The organism is Paenibacillus sp. KS1 (assembly GCF_001680695.1).
Lineage (GTDB): Bacteria > Bacillota > Bacilli > Paenibacillales > Paenibacillaceae > Paenibacillus_B > Paenibacillus_B suaedae.
Genome location: NZ_MAIS01000002.1, coordinates 90,759 through 107,024, shown reverse-complemented (window position 1 = coordinate 107,024; position 16,266 = coordinate 90,759). Strand labels below are relative to the sequence as shown.

At 49.0% G+C, this 16,266-nt stretch carries 14 protein-coding genes; 10 read left to right on the top strand and 4 right to left on the bottom strand.

Features of this window, described 5'->3' with window-relative positions; genetic code table 11:
* Nucleotides 1-8 precede the first annotated feature (8 nt).
* The 7 genes from BBG47_RS01280 (at nt 9) to BBG47_RS01250 (ending at nt 9,432) form a co-directional block, all read left to right on the top strand.
* Nucleotides 9-890 (top strand): carbohydrate ABC transporter permease, encoded by an 882-nt coding sequence (locus BBG47_RS01280; RefSeq protein ID WP_021256243.1) that lies wholly within the window; start codon nt 9-11, stop codon nt 888-890.
* Nucleotides 890-1,726 carry a carbohydrate ABC transporter permease gene (locus BBG47_RS01275; protein ID WP_021261285.1) on the top strand — a complete coding sequence of 279 codons (837 nt, stop codon included), beginning with the start codon at nt 890-892 and terminating at the stop codon, nt 1,724-1,726. The genes BBG47_RS01280 and BBG47_RS01275 overlap by 1 nt, the downstream gene beginning before the upstream one ends.
* Nucleotides 1,727-1,979: 253 nt before the next feature.
* Nucleotides 1,980-3,278, top strand: a complete 1,299-nt coding sequence (locus tag BBG47_RS01270) for an ABC transporter substrate-binding protein (RefSeq protein WP_065290199.1) — start codon at nt 1,980-1,982, stop codon at nt 3,276-3,278.
* A 270-nt stretch (nt 3,279-3,548) separates the two neighbouring features.
* Entirely contained in the window at nt 3,549-5,894 is a 2,346-nt protein-coding gene (locus tag BBG47_RS01265; protein WP_065290198.1) for a glycoside hydrolase, read from the top strand.
* 258 nt (nt 5,895-6,152) lie between these two features.
* Nucleotides 6,153-6,833, top strand: coding sequence for a DNA alkylation repair protein (locus BBG47_RS01260; protein ID WP_175400458.1), 681 nt, complete (start codon nt 6,153-6,155; stop codon nt 6,831-6,833).
* Between the two features lie 208 nt (nt 6,834-7,041).
* Nucleotides 7,042-8,430: a dicarboxylate/amino acid:cation symporter gene (locus BBG47_RS01255; RefSeq protein WP_065290197.1), complete on the top strand. Its 1,389-nt coding sequence runs from the start codon at nt 7,042-7,044 to the stop codon at nt 8,428-8,430.
* Between the two features lie 144 nt (nt 8,431-8,574).
* Complete coding sequence (locus BBG47_RS01250; RefSeq protein WP_065290196.1) at nt 8,575-9,432, top strand: M15 family metallopeptidase; 858 nt, start codon at nt 8,575-8,577, stop codon at nt 9,430-9,432.
* A gap of 90 nt (nt 9,433-9,522) precedes the next feature.
* Here BBG47_RS01250 and tlp read toward each other — a convergent pair whose 3' ends face one another.
* From tlp to BBG47_RS01235, 3 genes are all read right to left on the bottom strand, one after another.
* The gene (tlp, locus tag BBG47_RS01245) at nt 9,523-9,747 is read right to left on the bottom strand and encodes a small acid-soluble spore protein Tlp (RefSeq protein WP_021256236.1); all 225 of its coding nucleotides are present in this window, start codon (nt 9,745-9,747) and stop codon (nt 9,523-9,525) included.
* Between the two features lie 164 nt (nt 9,748-9,911).
* Complete coding sequence (locus BBG47_RS01240) at nt 9,912-10,595, bottom strand: GTP pyrophosphokinase (RefSeq protein WP_021261278.1); 684 nt, start codon at nt 10,593-10,595, stop codon at nt 9,912-9,914.
* 140 nt (nt 10,596-10,735) lie between these two features.
* A complete protein-coding gene (locus tag BBG47_RS01235) occupies nt 10,736-13,024 on the bottom strand; it encodes an ATP-dependent helicase (protein WP_065290195.1) in 2,289 nt (762 codons plus the stop codon).
* Between the two features lie 246 nt (nt 13,025-13,270).
* Here BBG47_RS01235 and BBG47_RS01230 point away from each other — a divergent pair, with 246 nt between their 5' ends.
* From BBG47_RS01230 to BBG47_RS01220, 3 genes are all read left to right on the top strand, one after another.
* Nucleotides 13,271-14,029, top strand: a complete 759-nt coding sequence (locus BBG47_RS01230) for a hypothetical protein (RefSeq protein ID WP_065290194.1) — start codon at nt 13,271-13,273, stop codon at nt 14,027-14,029.
* Nucleotides 14,030-14,251: 222 nt separating this feature from the next.
* The gene (locus BBG47_RS01225; protein WP_065290193.1) at nt 14,252-15,034 is read left to right on the top strand and encodes a TrmB family transcriptional regulator; all 783 of its coding nucleotides are present in this window, start codon (nt 14,252-14,254) and stop codon (nt 15,032-15,034) included.
* Between the two features lie 238 nt (nt 15,035-15,272).
* Nucleotides 15,273-15,584 carry a hypothetical protein gene (locus BBG47_RS01220; protein WP_021256231.1) on the top strand — a complete coding sequence of 104 codons (312 nt, stop codon included), beginning with the start codon at nt 15,273-15,275 and terminating at the stop codon, nt 15,582-15,584.
* A gap of 133 nt (nt 15,585-15,717) precedes the next feature.
* On the opposite strand, the gene mscL is transcribed toward BBG47_RS01220, so the two are convergent.
* Nucleotides 15,718-16,197, bottom strand: a complete 480-nt coding sequence (mscL, locus tag BBG47_RS01215) for a large conductance mechanosensitive channel protein MscL (RefSeq protein ID WP_021256230.1) — start codon at nt 16,195-16,197, stop codon at nt 15,718-15,720.
* Between the last annotated feature and the right edge of the window lie 69 nt (nt 16,198-16,266).

Genomic DNA, 16,266 nt, shown 5'->3' with positions numbered 1-16,266 from the left:
AGAGTCGGATGTCGCGTAAACGATCATCTCAAGCCCTGCAGCAAGTCTTTTTCATCGGACCTGCGGCATTCTTTTTTACCCTTATCGTCGCAATTCCTTTTGTGCTCGGCATGTACTATTCCTTCACCGATTGGAATGGAGTCGCGGGTACTGTGAAGTGGGTAGGGCTCGATAATTTCATTCAAATATTTGCGAAGGACTCGGATTTCTTCCCAGCCTTCTGGTTTACGACACGCTTTACGGTCGTCGGCATTATACTAACGAACTTATTCGGCTTCGCGCTGGCTTATATTTTGACCCGACAACTGAAGCTGCGCAACGTGCTGCGGACGGTATTTTTTATGCCGAATGTCATCGGGGGGCTGCTGCTTGGCTTCATCTGGCAGTTCATTTTCATTAAGGGATTTGCAGCGGTAGGAGAGATGACCGGGATTGAGTTTTTCAACCTGCCGTGGCTCGGTGACGAGACAACGGCCTTCTGGGGAATCATTATCGTATTTGTCTGGCAGACTGCCGGTTACTTGATGGTTATCTATATTGCAGCAATGATGAATGTGCCCAAAGACGTGCTGGAAGCTGCAGAAATTGACGGGGCAACCCGGGGACAGGTGCTGCGCAACATTATCATCCCGCTGATTATGCCGGCTGTAACGGTATGCTTGTTCTTGGCGATCTCTTGGTCGTTCAAGATGTTCGATCTGAACTTGTCCCTGACGAAGGGCGGCCCGTTCAAATCAACAGAATCGGTTGCGCTTAACATTTACTTAGAAGCATTCCAGAACAATCGATACGGCCTCGGCACAGCGAAGGCGCTCGTATTCTTCTTGATTGTCTCTGCCATTACGCTCATCCAAGTGCGCATCACCAAGAGCAAGGAGGTTGATATGTAATGGAAGCCATTAAATCATACAATATGCGAACCTTTATTTTAGAAGTCTTGATGGTTATTGTGGGGCTTGTCTTCCTTGTCCCGTTCTACTTCTTGCTCGTGAACTCGGTGAAGTCCTTCGGGGATCTTCTGTCCAACGCGGCAAGCTGGCCGGAATCGTTCGAATGGGCGAACTATCAGAAGGCATGGGAAATGACGAAGTTCCCGCAAGCTTTCACCAATTCATTGCTTATTACGGTAGTAAGCGTTCTGCTCGTAGGCTTAACGAGCGCTATGGCGGCATATCGGATGGTGCGCCACAATACGCGCTTCAACCGAACGTTGTTCATGCTGTTCGTTGCGGCAATGGTCATCCCGTTCCAATCGATCATGATTCCCCTCGTGAAGGTAACGGGAACGTTGAAGTTAACCGATAGTATGCTAGGGCTGGTTGTATGTTATCTTGGATTCGGCGCGCCGCTGTCGGTATTCCTGTTCCACGGCTTCATCAAATCCGTTCCGCTTGAGATAGAAGAAGCTGCTGTCGTGGATGGTTGTTCACCCTATGGTGTGTTCTGGAAGGTTGTATTTCCGCTGCTGAAGCCGATGTTCGTTACGGTTGCGATTCTGAACAGCTTATGGATCTGGAATGACTACTTGCTGCCTTCGCTTATGCTGCAGAGTGCCAGTCTGCGGACGATTCCGCTCGCAACATATGCATTCTTCGGACAGTTCACGAAGCAGTGGGATCTCGCACTGCCAGCGCTCGTGCTTGGTATAACGCCGATCGTGATATTCTTCTTGGCGATGCAGAAGTATATTATCGAAGGGATTACTGCCGGTTCGGTCAAAGGGTAATTAGTACACGAATCGATCAATGAATTCCACCTGATCGGTCAATTCTATCTCTGTAATCGTTTGCAAAACAGGAGCTATAATCAAGATGCAGCAAGCGATAAGAACCACTGGCAGTTCACCTTAGCCAATTATGCTGCTGGGTTGTTGATGGTTCCGACGGATGAGTTGTGGAACATGTGGAAATGGTACAGTGAGAAGATTGGTATAGCAACCGAATGAATGAAAAGGGAAACAGACAAAGGGAGGTCTTGCAATGAAGCGAGTTGCGAAATGGTCTTTGTTAATGATGTTGGCAGTGTCCGTCATGCTGGCGGGCTGCGGATCGAAGGGCGATGGAGGAACAACGAGCTCTGGCGGCGATCAAGGAAAAGGCAATCAAGAAGTAAAGACAGTTAAAATATTTCAGTTCAAAGTCGAAATTGCTGAGGCTCTCAACCGCCTAAAGGGCGAGTTCGAGAAGACTCATCCGAATATTAAACTCGATATTCAGACAGTGGGCGGCGGTGCGGATTACGGCGCAGCATTGAAGGCGAAGTTCGCAAGCAACGATGCTCCTGATATATTCAACAATGGCGGTTATCAAGAGATGATTACGTGGGCAGATCATCTAGAAGACTTGTCTGCGGAGCCATGGGTTAAGGATGTCATTCCTCTTGCTAAGGAGCCTATGACGAAGGACGGCAAGCTGTACGGCATGCCGATGAACTTAGAGGGATACGGCTTCATCTACAATAAGGATCTATTCCAGAAGGCAGGCATTACAGAGATGCCGAAGACACTGACTCAGCTTGAAGACGCAGCGAAGAAGCTTCAGGCAGCGGGCATTACGCCTTTCTCGAATGGTTATCAGGAATGGTGGATTCTCGGTATTCACAACTTGAACGTGCCGTTTGCACAACAAGCTGACCCAAATGCATTTATTAAGGCGCTTAGTGATGGCAGTGCGAAGTTCCAAGGCAACCCGGAATTCGAGAAATGGGTGAAGCTGCTCGATCTGACGGTTAAATACGGAAATAAAAATCCGCTCACTACGGACTACAATACACAAGTAACGCTGTTTGCTAAGGGTGAGACGGCGATGATGCAGCAAGGCAACTGGACACAAGTGCAAATCGACAGCATTGATCCAAAATTGAACTTGGGTGTACTCCCAATGCCAATCGATGATGATGCAGCGAAGAATGATAAGCTCCTCGTCGGCGTACCGAACAACTGGGTAGTGAACAAGAACTCGAAGGTGAAAGAAGAGGCGAAGACCTTCTTGAACTGGATGGTATCTTCTGATATCGGCAAGGAATACATTGCGAAGCAGTTCAAGTTCATTCCAGCGATGTCGACGATTCAGGCGACAGCGGATGACCTTGGCGACATTGCCGCAGAAGTGGTGAAGTACAGCCAGGACAACAAAGTGCTGAGTTGGAACTGGTTCAAGTATCCGGACGGCGCAACACAGGAATTCGGCAATGCAATTCAAGCCTATATTGCCGGCAAGTCGGATAAGGACAAAATGTTCGCTGACTTCCAGAAGGCCTGGGATAATCTGAAAAAGTAACAATAAATGCGGCGGCCTCTATCCATCTAGAGGCCGCTTTGCTGTTGCCACAGGTTAGCCGTTTTCATCAGAGGTTAGGCTTAAAAGGCAGTCAATTTGGGGCAGGTGATCTCACAATACCTGCATTTCGAACTTTGTCACACTGGTGTAACAGAGGGACGATATGATGTGGCATGCATTCAATTCGCTACCTTCGTGCCCGAAGGGCATACTTCTGTGTTCTATTGACGGTACGGGGGAGTAGCGGTGATGAAGGAGGCATGCACACAGATGAGAAGAGGATTACTAACAACGATTGCAGTCGCTATGGCTGTAAATATGTGCACAGGCTGCAGCCAACAAGAGGTAGCCAAGGCGGAGGATGGTGCAGTAGCGGTATCCTCCAACCCGGTTCAAGCCATACAGGCTGCTTATCGTGAATTCACGTACCAGGTTGACCCGGCAACATTTGATATCGTGATCGAGCATGGCGGCGTTAAGGAACACGCTTCTATCCCGATCAAGCCACGGAAAGTGCGTGATATGAAGAAGAGCACGGATCGTACAGAATGGACGTATCCGGACGATAAGGTCAAGGTAGTTCTACAGAAAAAGGAGGGGTATCTGGACATTCGTATTCAATCGATCGGAGCGGAACAATTCGCATGGCCGACGGTACAAGCAGACAGCTACATGCTGCCGCTATGGGAAGGCAAGCGAATCCCTGCCCAAGATCCGAATTGGAAGAAGTTCCTCCATGAAGAGACGATGACATGGGGCGAGTCCTTCTCGATGAATTTCATGGCGCTCAATAAGAGCCAATTCAGCCTGCTCTATGTGGTCGAGAATCCCTTTAACAATGAAGTTTCGTTCCATACAGAACCAAGCATTGATATGTCGTTTACGCATGAGTTCCCATCGATTAATCCAAACAAAGAATATGGATTCCGCTTATATGTAACGGACAATGATCCAGTCGCTGTAGCGAAGCTGTACCGGGAATATGTGAAAGAGCAGCAAGGCTTCAAGACACTTGCGGAGAAGGTGAAGGACAATCCGGACATTGAGAAGCTATATGGCGCTCCGCATATTTATATGTGGAATAGCCAAGTGTTGGCTGAGACGAATATCCATTGGCCTGTCATGAAGAAGAAGCTTAATGATCCGATATGGTCATGGATTGCGAAGCTGGCGGATCAATTTACGGAGGATGGCGGTCAAGAGCTGCGTAATGCGCTGGCAGAAGGCAGGAAGGATGGAGTGTATGCGTACCAGAAGCGGGTAATGGTCAGAGCCTTGAATCAGGTGATGAAGCTGGAGAAGTTGTATCAAGCGGATCAATTCCCGAAGCTGGATGCCGAATCACAGCAGCTTGTCTCTACTGGTGTCAGCAAGCTAAGTGAACAGAAGCTGTACGAACTGAACAAGCGCTTATTGAAACATGCATTCGGAGAGGCATTGGACGATCCGTCAGCATGGGGACAAGATAAGTCTAATGCAATCGTCTCTGAGATGAAGCAGGACGGTATTGCTAAGGCGTGGATTGGATTGCCGAACTGGGCAGATGGATTAATGAATCCAGCCTTCGTCGAGAATGCTTCGAAGCTTGGTTACTTAATAGGGCCTTATGATTCGTATCATTCGATCCAGAAGGAAGAGAACAAGGACTGGAATACAGCGTACTTCCCAGATGCCTCGCTGTATGAAGAAGCTACGATTACCAATAAGAATGGGGTCAAGATCGGGGGATTCCTGAATCGCGGACGCAAGTTGAATCCGACCTTATCACTTCCTAGTGTGAAGCAGCGCATGGAGCAGATTCTGCAGGATCACATTCTGTACACTACGTGGTTTATTGATTGTGATGCAACAGGGGAAATTTATGATGACTACACACCTGGACATATCACGACGCAGGAGCAAGATCGGAAGGCACGCCTTGAGCGCATGAATTATATTGCGAAGGAGAAGCATATGGTCATTGGCTCCGAGGGTGGGAACGACTTTGCCAGCAGCGTAATCGCTTTCGCGCATGGCTTGGAAACCCCGGTCATCAAGTGGATCGATAAGGATATGCGCGAAGATAAGAACAGCCCCTACTATGTAGGAGCCTATTGGTCACCGGATGGCGGTATCCCGGGCAAATATGCGAAGCAGGTTCCGCTCAAGGAGCTGTACCAGCACATTTATATTGATCCTGCTTACTCCCTGCCTTTATTCAAGCTGGTATACAACGATTCGGTCATTACAACCCATCACTGGGAATGGGGAAGCCTCAAAATAAAGGATGAGGTGGCAGCACGCATGCTGTACGAGTTGCTGTACAATGTTCCGCCGCTGTATCATCTTGATAAGCAAGAATGGGACAATCATAAGGCGCTGATCACGTCATATTTGAAGGTGTGGTCTCCATTCCATGCGAAGGCTGTGCAGCGGGAAATGACCGCATTTGAGGTGCTGTCTTCGGATCGCCTTGTGCAGTCGGCTCAGTATGGGGAGGATTTGAAAGTCGTCGTTAACTTCTCCGGTAAGGATATTTCCTATGGTACAGATACAGTGAAGGCAATGTCAGCGCTTATTCTCGATGGGAAGCAGCGCATTGTCTTTGAGGCGGGTTCAGCTGTTATGGCGAAATAATCTATTAGCAAAGCAACGAAGAAAACGTAGCACAGGAGTAGTATGCTTGCTGCCATGCGTAAGTTGTATGCCAACTGACATGCTCATGCTACAGCTCCTGTGCTATAGGTGCAGGTGAGTTTGGAAGGTTGATGGGGGATGCGGGGAGAATATATATGTGGTCTGTTAATTCGTTGGGAGTATGGTTGGCATAAGACTAGGGCGGCAGCTACCGACTTTCAAACGATTGCAACTCGTCGATATAAGGGAGAGATATTCATGAGCGTGTACCCAATCGAACCACTTATTGAAGCCTTTCGCGCAAGTGCCGATCCAGACAGGGCGGCAGCGATGTCCGCTTATATGCGGGATCAGTTCCCGTTTCTTGGAGTCCCTCAGCCTGTGCGCAAGCTGTTGATTAAAGAGCATACGCAGTTGTACGGCAAGCTGCAGTCTGCAGAAGAGATATTGCATGCAGCTCAGCATTTATGGAATCTGGAGGAGCGGGAATTTGCTTATGCTGCAATGGGACTATTAGAAGGTGGAGTGAAGTTTTTCAATTTGGCACATATACATAGAATCGAGCAATTCATTGTAACCCGATCTTGGTGGGATACGGTTGATGGACTGGCAACCTGCACAGTGGGAGGGGGGATGAAGCGATACCCTGAGGCTTGGGCGGAATATGCCGATCGCTGGATTCATTCGGATCAGATGTGGCTGAACCGCACAGGGATACTGTTTCAGTTGAAATACAAAGCTCAGACGAATACGGACTTGCTGCATCTTGCGATTCATTCGCATATTGCATCGAAGGAATTTTTCTTGCAGAAGGCCATTGGCTGGGCGTTGCGTGAGTATGCGAAGACAAATCCAGAATGGGTAAGGGATTATGTAGAGCAGCATGTGCTGATGCCGCTAAGCCGGCGTGAGGCATTGAAGAGACTGGAGAGCAGGTAATCCAGCAGTAAGTGTGGCAGTGTAAGCAGCTTGGTCTAGTTGTACAGATCCGTATTGGAGGCAAGCTAGTTCATATATATCCAGCAAATACATTCATATCCAGTACATCCATTCATATAAAAAGTATTGACGAGTTCCGTCCCTATTTCTATAATACCAATTAAACAACTTGGAATTGTTATAATAAATAGATGAAGGGGTTATGATGATGAAGGAACAGAACTGGATCACCCTGCAAGACTGGAATGTCTATGCGAGCTGGGGGGCTGCATTGCTGCTCGTTATCTTGCTGTGGTGGCTTGCGAAGAAGAAGGTTGGGTTCGGCCTTCGCGTACTGCTGGCCATGGCGCTTGGCTTGACTCTCGGCGCGGTATTCGGAAAGTCTGCGGCAGATGTTAGTATCCTAGGCTCTATCTATGTCAGCTTAATTAAGATGGTTGTCATGCCGCTCGTATTTGCTGCTATTATTTCGAGTATTACCTCTGTGAAGGATCCGAATGTATTGAAGAAGCTTGGAACGAAGACCATCGCGTTGTTCCTGATTACGACTGCTGTCGCGGCTGTTATCGGTCTCGGAACAGCTCTCGTTATTGATCCTGGTTCTGGTATTGCTCAGAGCTCGGAAGCGGCGCAGGGGTTCGAACAACGTGAGATACCAACTTTCAAGCAGGTGCTGCTTGATCTCGTACCTTCCAACCCGATCAATGAGATGTCACAGGGCAAGGTCGTACCGGTCATTATATTTGCGGCCTTCATTGCAGTGGCGATTACATTAGAGGGGCTGCGTAATCCCGAACGAGTACAGCCGATTCGCGCCTTCTTCCAATCCTTCTCCCATATTATGTTTCGTGTGACGAAACTGGTTATTAAGCTTACTCCGTATGGCGTATTCGGGCTTATGACCTCGATGGCCGCCAAGTATGGATTATCGACTTTGAAGGAGCTTGCTTGGTTCATTATTGCGGTCTATGTAGCGTGCTTGATCCATATGATTGTGACTTTCGGGTCGCTTGTCACCTTCGGTGCGCGTGTGAATCCAATCCGCTTCTTCAAGAAGGCGTATCCGACCATTGCAGTCGCCTTTACGACACGCAGCAGCTACGCAACTCTGCCTGTGAATCTGGAAGTGATTACGAAACGAATGAAGGTGTCGGATCGAATTGCCAGCTTTGTGGCTCCGCTTGGTGCTACAATTAATATGAATGGTTGCGGCGGGATTTATCCGGCCATTGTTGCCGTGTTCATTGCACGCGTATACGGCATTGATTTGAATATTGCCGATTACTTGCTCATCATTGGTGCAGCAACGTTAGCTTCTGTTGGCGTAGCGGGTGTTCCGGGTCCAGCGTCCATCTCGACGACTGTCGTGCTCGTTCAGGCAGGCCTGCCGATTGAAGGATTTGCACTTGTTCTCGGTGTAGATGCAATCGTAGATATGGCACGTACAGCAGTAAATGCGACAGGTACGACGGTTGCGTCATTGCTTATTGGCAAAAGTGAAGGCGAGTTCGACCGAGAGGCCTTCAATCGTGATGAGGATGATGATATTGAAGTTGGACGGGAAGCGAAGAACAGTCATAACACTGTAACCGTATAGCATCGAGGAAGAGGAGAGTCTTCTAGTCCGCAGCTAGAAGACTCTAGCATCTGTATCGCATCTCTACTATTCGCAATACGTATTTTATTGCGATATAATAGACTCTCAATCTGGAATTGATAGATTGGGAGAGGGGAAATACTAATGAGTCAGCATAGTATGACTGCGAAGTGTCTTGTATTTGCTCTGGGAACAGCAATTCTGCTCAGCGGCTGCCAAAGCACGGACAAGACAGCAGTAACATCCGGACAAGAACAAGTTGACCCGGCACTGACACCAGCGCCGGATAATAATAAGCAGGGAGAAGGAAGCGGAGAGGGTCAGGGAGAGAATGGCTCCTCCAATACCGATGACACAACATCCGTTACAGCCAAGCTAAAATCGGAATACGGACTCAGCTCCACGATTGAACAGCAAGGCGATAAGGCGGTTGTTACCAATCCGGAGTCCATCCTCGTTGTGGTCAATAAGGAGCGTTACTTGCCAGATGGTTATGAGCCGCCGGATCTTGTGGAGCCGAATGTGAAGTTCTCCTTCGAAGAGGCACATGAGAAGCGTCATATGCGCAAGGAAGCGGCAGAGGCGCTTGAGGAGATGTTCAAGCAGGCGAAGGAAGAGGGCGTGACGCTGCATGCCGTATCGGGTTACCGTTCTTTCAAGCGTCAGGAATCCCTATTCAATCATTACGTGAATACGCAAGGGAAGGAATATGCGGCCCGCGTTAGCGCAGTTCCTGGAACGAGCGAGCATCAGACGGGCCTCACGATGGATTTATCGAGTCCAAGTGTAGGCGATGTACTGGAAGAGGTATTCGGTGATTCGGATGAAGGGAAGTGGGTGGCTGAACACGCTCACGAATTCGGATTCATGATTCGCTATCCGAAGGACGGGGAGAGCATTACCGGTTATGTGTACGAGCCATGGCATGTCCGCTATGTTGGCAAGGAAGCAGCCAAGGCAGCTTATGATGGAAAATTGACGTTAGAACAGTTACTGCAATAATACAAATTATATTACTTAATACGAGAGGCTGAGCTTGGATTTCAAGCTCAGCCTCTCTTCATTCGATTCATCTGTCAACGATTGGGTGCACTACGAGGAAGCGTTCGATTGCTCGTCACGCTTCTCAGCCGCAAACCCTTCGATGCTGTGGCGGCGGCGCTCATTCTTGGCTTGCAAGTTGTGACGCTCTGTCGCGCTAATCTCTTCAGCATGCTCAGTTAAATACTGCTCAGTTTCATGCAGTTTGCTCGATGTGTTATCAATTGCATTCTGCAGACGAGCTGCGTTGTTAGAGCGATCATCGGGTTTGGCCATGTTCGTGGTCCTCCTTCGTGATGACAGTTATCGGTTGATGCCGGTGAACATGACAGATCAAGTCCTCCGGCGTCATCGTTACGATGTGCAAATGGTGCGTGTTTTATCCAACCATTTCTCATCCCAGAGATGAACATCATCACTGCCCATGGGGAGCATTAGCACTATTGAGCATTCTCCCAAGGCAAGCCCTTCTGAATCGTGTTCGCCCAATCCTCGTGATTGTACGATAATATTTCTTTGCGCAGCTCCAGCATCTTCCGATCCAACTGATCGACTGCTCTTGCGGCCTCGGTTAACTCTTCTGTTACATGAGCCGGAACCTGCTGTTCGAACTTGTAGTAAATAATGTGCTCCAGACTTGCCCAGAAGTCCATGGCAAGCGTACGAAGCTGAATTTCAACATAGATCCAGCGTGTATCCTCGAATAATACGAGCGGCACTTGAACGATGACATGGAGACTCTGGTACCCATTGCTCTTCGGATTTTTAATATAATCCTTGATTTCCACGATACGAATATCTTCACGGGTCTTTAAATGTTCGAGTATGAGATAAATATCCTTAACGAAGGCGCAGACGATACGCATGCCTGCTACGTCATATATTTTGTCCACGATGGAATCGAGCGTCAATGGGAAGCCCTTGCGCTGCAGCTTGCTGAAAATGCTGTTAGGCTCCTTCAGACGCGTCTTAATATGTTCGATGGGCGGATAACCATTGCGTATTTTCCATTCCGCTTGAATGACCTTGATCTTAGTCTCCAGTTCTTCTAATGCAAGCTGATACAAGGTAGGTAACTGCTTTACCTGTTCGTATTGCTTCATAATCATATCGGTTTTGGACATGAAATATCCCCTCAATTTAGCACGGTATAGTAATCGGTTATTCGTCGTTTTTCTTCTATTCCTAAATAACAACATAGCATCTGATCCTATTGTACTGGATAAAGGGTGTGTATTTCAAAACTCAACTTTCGGGCGCAACCCTATATGACGATGTTCCAAGCATCCAGGAGCAGTTGGCTTACTTCAGCCTTCTGTCCATGCACGATTGCTGGGGAACTGATGTACAACTGCTCGCGTGCCCTCGTTACGGCCACATAAGCAAGCCTGCGTTCCTCTTCAAGGAGCGTATCATTCGTGCTTGCGTTCTCCGCCTCAGGACGGGAGATGTCATGCATCTGTTCTGCTCGTGGTCCTGTTCGCAGTGCCACCGAGCGGTCTGGCGGGGCTCCCTTGCGAAGCGCTGTGCGGTGAGGGAGAATTCCATCGGCCGCACCGATTAGGAATACTTCAGGGAACTCCAGGCCCTTGGCGCGATGAATGGTCATGCAGGTGACGGCATCCTCCAAATCCCCATCCTCTGCACGTTGCATCGCGGAAGGAGCTCTTGTCCCTGCCTGCATTGGTGCTCGTCCAGAAGACAGAGAGCTGCTTGTTCGATGCTGTGCTCCATACTCGGGGTTCATCGCAACATACTTCTCCTTCAACTCGTCAATATGCTTCAGGAAGGCCTCGACAGTATCGAAGCGCTTGGCTGAGGACTCCAATTCCTCAAGCGTATCCGCTGCCCCTTCTTGATGAGCGGTTGATCGTTCTCCAGAAGATGCAGCCGTGAACTTGTCATAGAATTCGCGTCGCATCTCTCGTAGCGCGATATATGGCTTCATCGCAGCCAGTTTCTTAATAAGCTTAATGCGTGGCTTGACGGCCTCGCGCTGGAAGGAGGGCAGCTTGTCCCAACTCTGCAGATGGATAAGCGGATATTTCTTGGCCTTGATCCGCTCTGCTCCCATCAGATATTGCATGCCTGTCTCCCGCGGGACATATAGTGCGGCAACAGCGCTGTCCAGTGCGCTGAACTCACGCGGGGCAAGCGACAGCCGAAGATGGTCGATAAGCGGGCGAACAAGATTATGGTCATAGAAAAACGGCTCGGCTCCGAACTGGCGAAATGGAATGCCCTGTATCGTCAAGCATTCAATGAGTGCGCGGCTGGTGTTCGCTGTTCGGTACAGGATAGCGAAGTCTTGCCACGTATGCGTACCGGCATTAACAGCCGCTTGAATATGATCGGTGATAATCTGTGCCTCTTCCTCCGCATCGCGGGGGCGAAGATAGCGCGGCGCACTTGGTGCACGTTCCTTATCCGTCACGACATGAACGCCAGTTGGTGTTCTCATCTGCTTCGGCAGCCGCTCTTCATTATGGGCAATGACCGCATTGCCTAGGCCAACAATGGCTGGTGTAGATCGGAAGTTAAAGTCGAGCGTAACCTGCTTCGCTGAAGGGTATTGATTTTTAAATTCCGTGATATAACGATGGCTTGCTCCATTAAAAGTGAATATCGTCTGATCATCGTCACCGAAAACGGCTAAGTTTTGGTGCCCGTCGGTAATTCGTTGAAGTAGTTCATACTGCACAGGCGTCGTATCTTGAAATTCATCTACAAGCACATATTGGAAACGGCGGCGGAGACGCTCAAGCAAGTTAGCGTCTTCCTCCAGCAGCCGTAGAAGATCGATCAGCAGGTCATCGAAGTCTTTGCACCCTTGCTGCGCTTTTTGTTCTTCGAAGCGAATAAGCGCACGCCGAATATCGAGTTCACTTGCATTTGTTGTTTTCCAATCAGTAGGCATCAGGCGGCGTGATTTGAGCGAGGAGAGCGCAGCGAGCGCCGTCTCGGCTTGCAGGGTATCATGCAGCCCGAGCTCTCGTAGTATGCGCTTCATCAAGCCATGCCGTCTGCGTTCCTCTGCCATCAGTTGGAAGGGAGGCGCATAAGCCTGCAGCAGCTTGAGAGCGAAAGAATGAAAGGTGCGTGCCTGAACCTTGCGAGCCATATCGCGTGTAACGCCGGGCAGCTTGGCAAGGCGCACTCGCATCTCTTGCGCAGCTTTATTTGTGAAGGTGACCAGCCATAGCGACTCCGGTGATACTCCACCGACGGTCATCAAATAGGCAGCGCGTGCGGTCAGCACGGATGTCTTGCCAGATCCAGCTCCTGCCAAGCAGAGCAAGGGCCCGTCTATATGGCGTACTGCATCCCGCTGTGCGTCATGTAGACGTATCCCTTGTCGCTCTAACGCAGCGAAGAAGTCTGCAGATGCAGGAAGGGCACCGTTGCCGTCATTGCTCGGTTGAGCGCGATCATGGCGAGAAGCTGTGTATGGGTCTGCCGATCGCGCTGTAGGTACGGGTTGTTCCCTCTTTATACCAACTGGACGAGAGCGCCACTGGGCTCTGACCGTTTCTGATGAAGAAGGAGTGGTCATGATGGTGTATCTCCTTTATGATAGAAATAAGCGTTACATGATATTATACATGTTCTAGCAAGGCAGCGGACAGGGACACATGTTTTGCCTGAGCCATGCATACGTTGTTGTTGAAGGCGTTGTAATGACAAGTTCAAGGCAAAGAATAGCGCATGGTTGTGGCGATGGGTTTCACATCGCTAATACTGCGTTTATTAGTTTAACAGAGGAATTCTGCCGTAATGGTAGTTGAAAGGAGATATTGGGATGAACCGCTTTATACAAGTAATTAAAGATGGTGCTTCCAAAGCATCGGAAAAAGCGCATAACATGATGGAAATGAACCGGGTTCAAGCCCAAATTGTAGCTAAGCGCAAAGAATGGAAGCAGAATGTCTATGATATCGGCGAACTCGTATATGATGCCTATAAAAAGAATGACTTAACACTTGCGGAGGAAGGTTTGAAGGAAATTGCTAAGCTGAATCTGCTCGTTGAAGAAGAAATGAAGCTTCTGGATTGGAAGGTAAGCGAGCTGCGTAAGCAGAAGCGCTGCGAATGCGGCGAAATTGCCCCATTTTCGGCTAATTATTGTTCGGTATGCGGACGCAAGCTGCCAGAGCCGCCACAAGTGGAGGAAGAAGAGATTGATGAGCTCGGCATGGCCTTCCTGAAGGCCAAGCGGGAAGAACAAGAGGAGGCGGCTGCTGCTCAAGAGGCTGTGCGCTATCCGGAACATACCGATTATAAGGAGCATGACTATACGTACGAGGAAGAGGAAGAAGATGAGCATGTATTGGAGCCGCATGCGGAAGACTCCCAGAGCAGTGCATCTGTCGATCAAGGCCGGCTTAAACAAGGTGGAGCGGCCGATCGGGATCATGATGACTTGAACGTAACGGTCGGCGGGCGCCGAATTACCATTATGAAAGAAGAAGAAATAGCGGGTCGACGCTGTTCGAACTGCAACAGCACGGCAGACGAGGAAGCCAAATGGTGTGAACGGTGCGGGACGCCATTCGTATAAGCATCTGGTTCCGTTGCACCATTCACTTCGCGTAAGTTGAGGCGGTACAGACTGACAACAACCCAGCTGCAAGAAGTCTAAACTGGGAATGGGGAAATGTGTATCAGTCAGCTTATATGCATGGAATGACAATAGGGGCCTGCCATCTATGGAAATACGGCGGCCTCTTTTTCATTGTACGAGCAATACGAGTATGGAGACACCTAGAGCAGGAGGAGTACGATGGAAGGTCAAGGTCTAATTACACATTTACGTTCATTGGGATTTACCGAGATGGAAGCTAAAATTATTGTCAGTCTATCCGAACAAGGTGCGATGACGGGGTATGAGGTTGCTAAGAAACTAGGCGTGTCGCGCTCCAATGTATATGCAGCATTACAGCGGCTCGTTGATCATGGAGTCATTCTGCATCGGGATGGGGAACCCTCTCACTATGCGGCATTGCAGCCGGAGGAATTGACGCGCATATTAGCCTCTCGATTAGATTCATCGCTTCACTATATTCGGGAGCACATGCCCGTGACAGAGGCTGATGAGACTTCGTTCTACAGTATCGAAGGTGAGCGGGCGGTTATCGAGACCGTGAAACGCGTACTCCAGGAGGCTAAGCTGGAAATTATCGCAGATGTGTGGCCAGAGGATGCGACCTTAATTCGGGAGCACTTGGCACTTGCTGAGGCGCGGGGAGTGAAGGTGCTGTGGTCCATCGCGGGTTCGGAGGACAATGCAAGTATGCGGGTGCCTTCCTTGTTCGATACAGATGGCATGCGTCACACGCGTCCTTTTGCATTTATTATTGATCGTAAGGAAGCATTGGTTGGGTCTATGGGGGAAGGTGTGGCAACGAAGGCGCTGCTTACAGAGCATGCAGCGATCACTCGGCTTGTTTTAGGGAAGTTCGTACAGGATCTCGTATTGTACGAATGGCAAAGCGAGATGGGAGCTGAAGATGCAGAGGCATTTAACAAGCGGATTCAAACGGTCATCTCATCGTATTTTGATTAACATCAATCGTGACAGATAAGTGAAAAATGACCAAAACCCGAAACCGGTCAAAGTATCTTTACGTATAGATACATATCGGAACGACTAGTATACCAGCAAGCCAAATCGGTATTTGACATAGATACATGTAATGGATGTTGAAAGACTTCATATGCATGTAAAGTATGTGCCGATCTTCTTTCGGAGAAGATACGAGGAAGGACAGCTTCGCTAAGAGACAGCAAGAGGAGGGCATCGTATGGAGTGCATTGTACATTTTGAAGTTGTTCATCACGGAACTGACGAGATCGCGAAGCTTCGCGGCCTAGTTATGACACCGGATAAAGAGAAGCCAACTGTGGATGATATGCAGGAAATGCTGCGTATGATGGGGTATGAAGTTCATTGTACGGATGAAGCAGCGCTTCGCTTCGAGCCAGATCGCGCGGGTACAGATGTAGAAGAAATTCGGATTAAAAAAGTGGATATGGGCGAGGAAGTATATACGCCAGATATGCAGCTTCGCGCGATTGCGGAGCAGCTTATGAGCAAGCCGAACCGTTCCATATAGCCATGTAGTCTCGCTATATCCGATTGGACAAAAAAGGCCTTCTTCCTACAGACATCATCAAGAGGATGGTGTGGTGCAGCAAGAAGGTCTTTTGTTGAATGATCTTAAATGGAGAACTTGCCGAACGTGCTCGTTACGCTTTGGCTTCGGACTCGTTCAGGATAGAAGTACAGTGTCCGCAGCGAGTAGCTTCTTTCGGAATTTCCGACAGGCAGTATGGGCAAGACTTCGTTGTCTCCTCTGCAGGTGCTTCGGGCTTCTTGCGATGAAGCGCATTGATCCCTTTAATAAGCAGGAACACAGAGAAGGCCACAAGGATGAAGTCGATAATAATACTAATAAATTGGCCGTATGCGATAACGGGAATTCCCGCTGCTTGTGCTTGCGCCAATGACGATACGTCTTGATCACTCAAGTTAAGGAACAAATCCTTAAAGTTGACTCCGCCCATCAACAGTCCGAGTGGAGGCATAATGAGATCGTTGACAACCGAAGTCACGATCTTATTGAAGGCACCGCCGAGAATAACACCGACTGCTAGATCGATAACGTTGCCTCGCATTGCAAATTGCTTAAATTCACCGAAAAATGATTTGACTTTTGATTCTCCCACGAATGGTTCCCCTTTCTCATGTAGGCATTACCATGTAATACTTACCCTTAATCGCGATACAGAAACAGT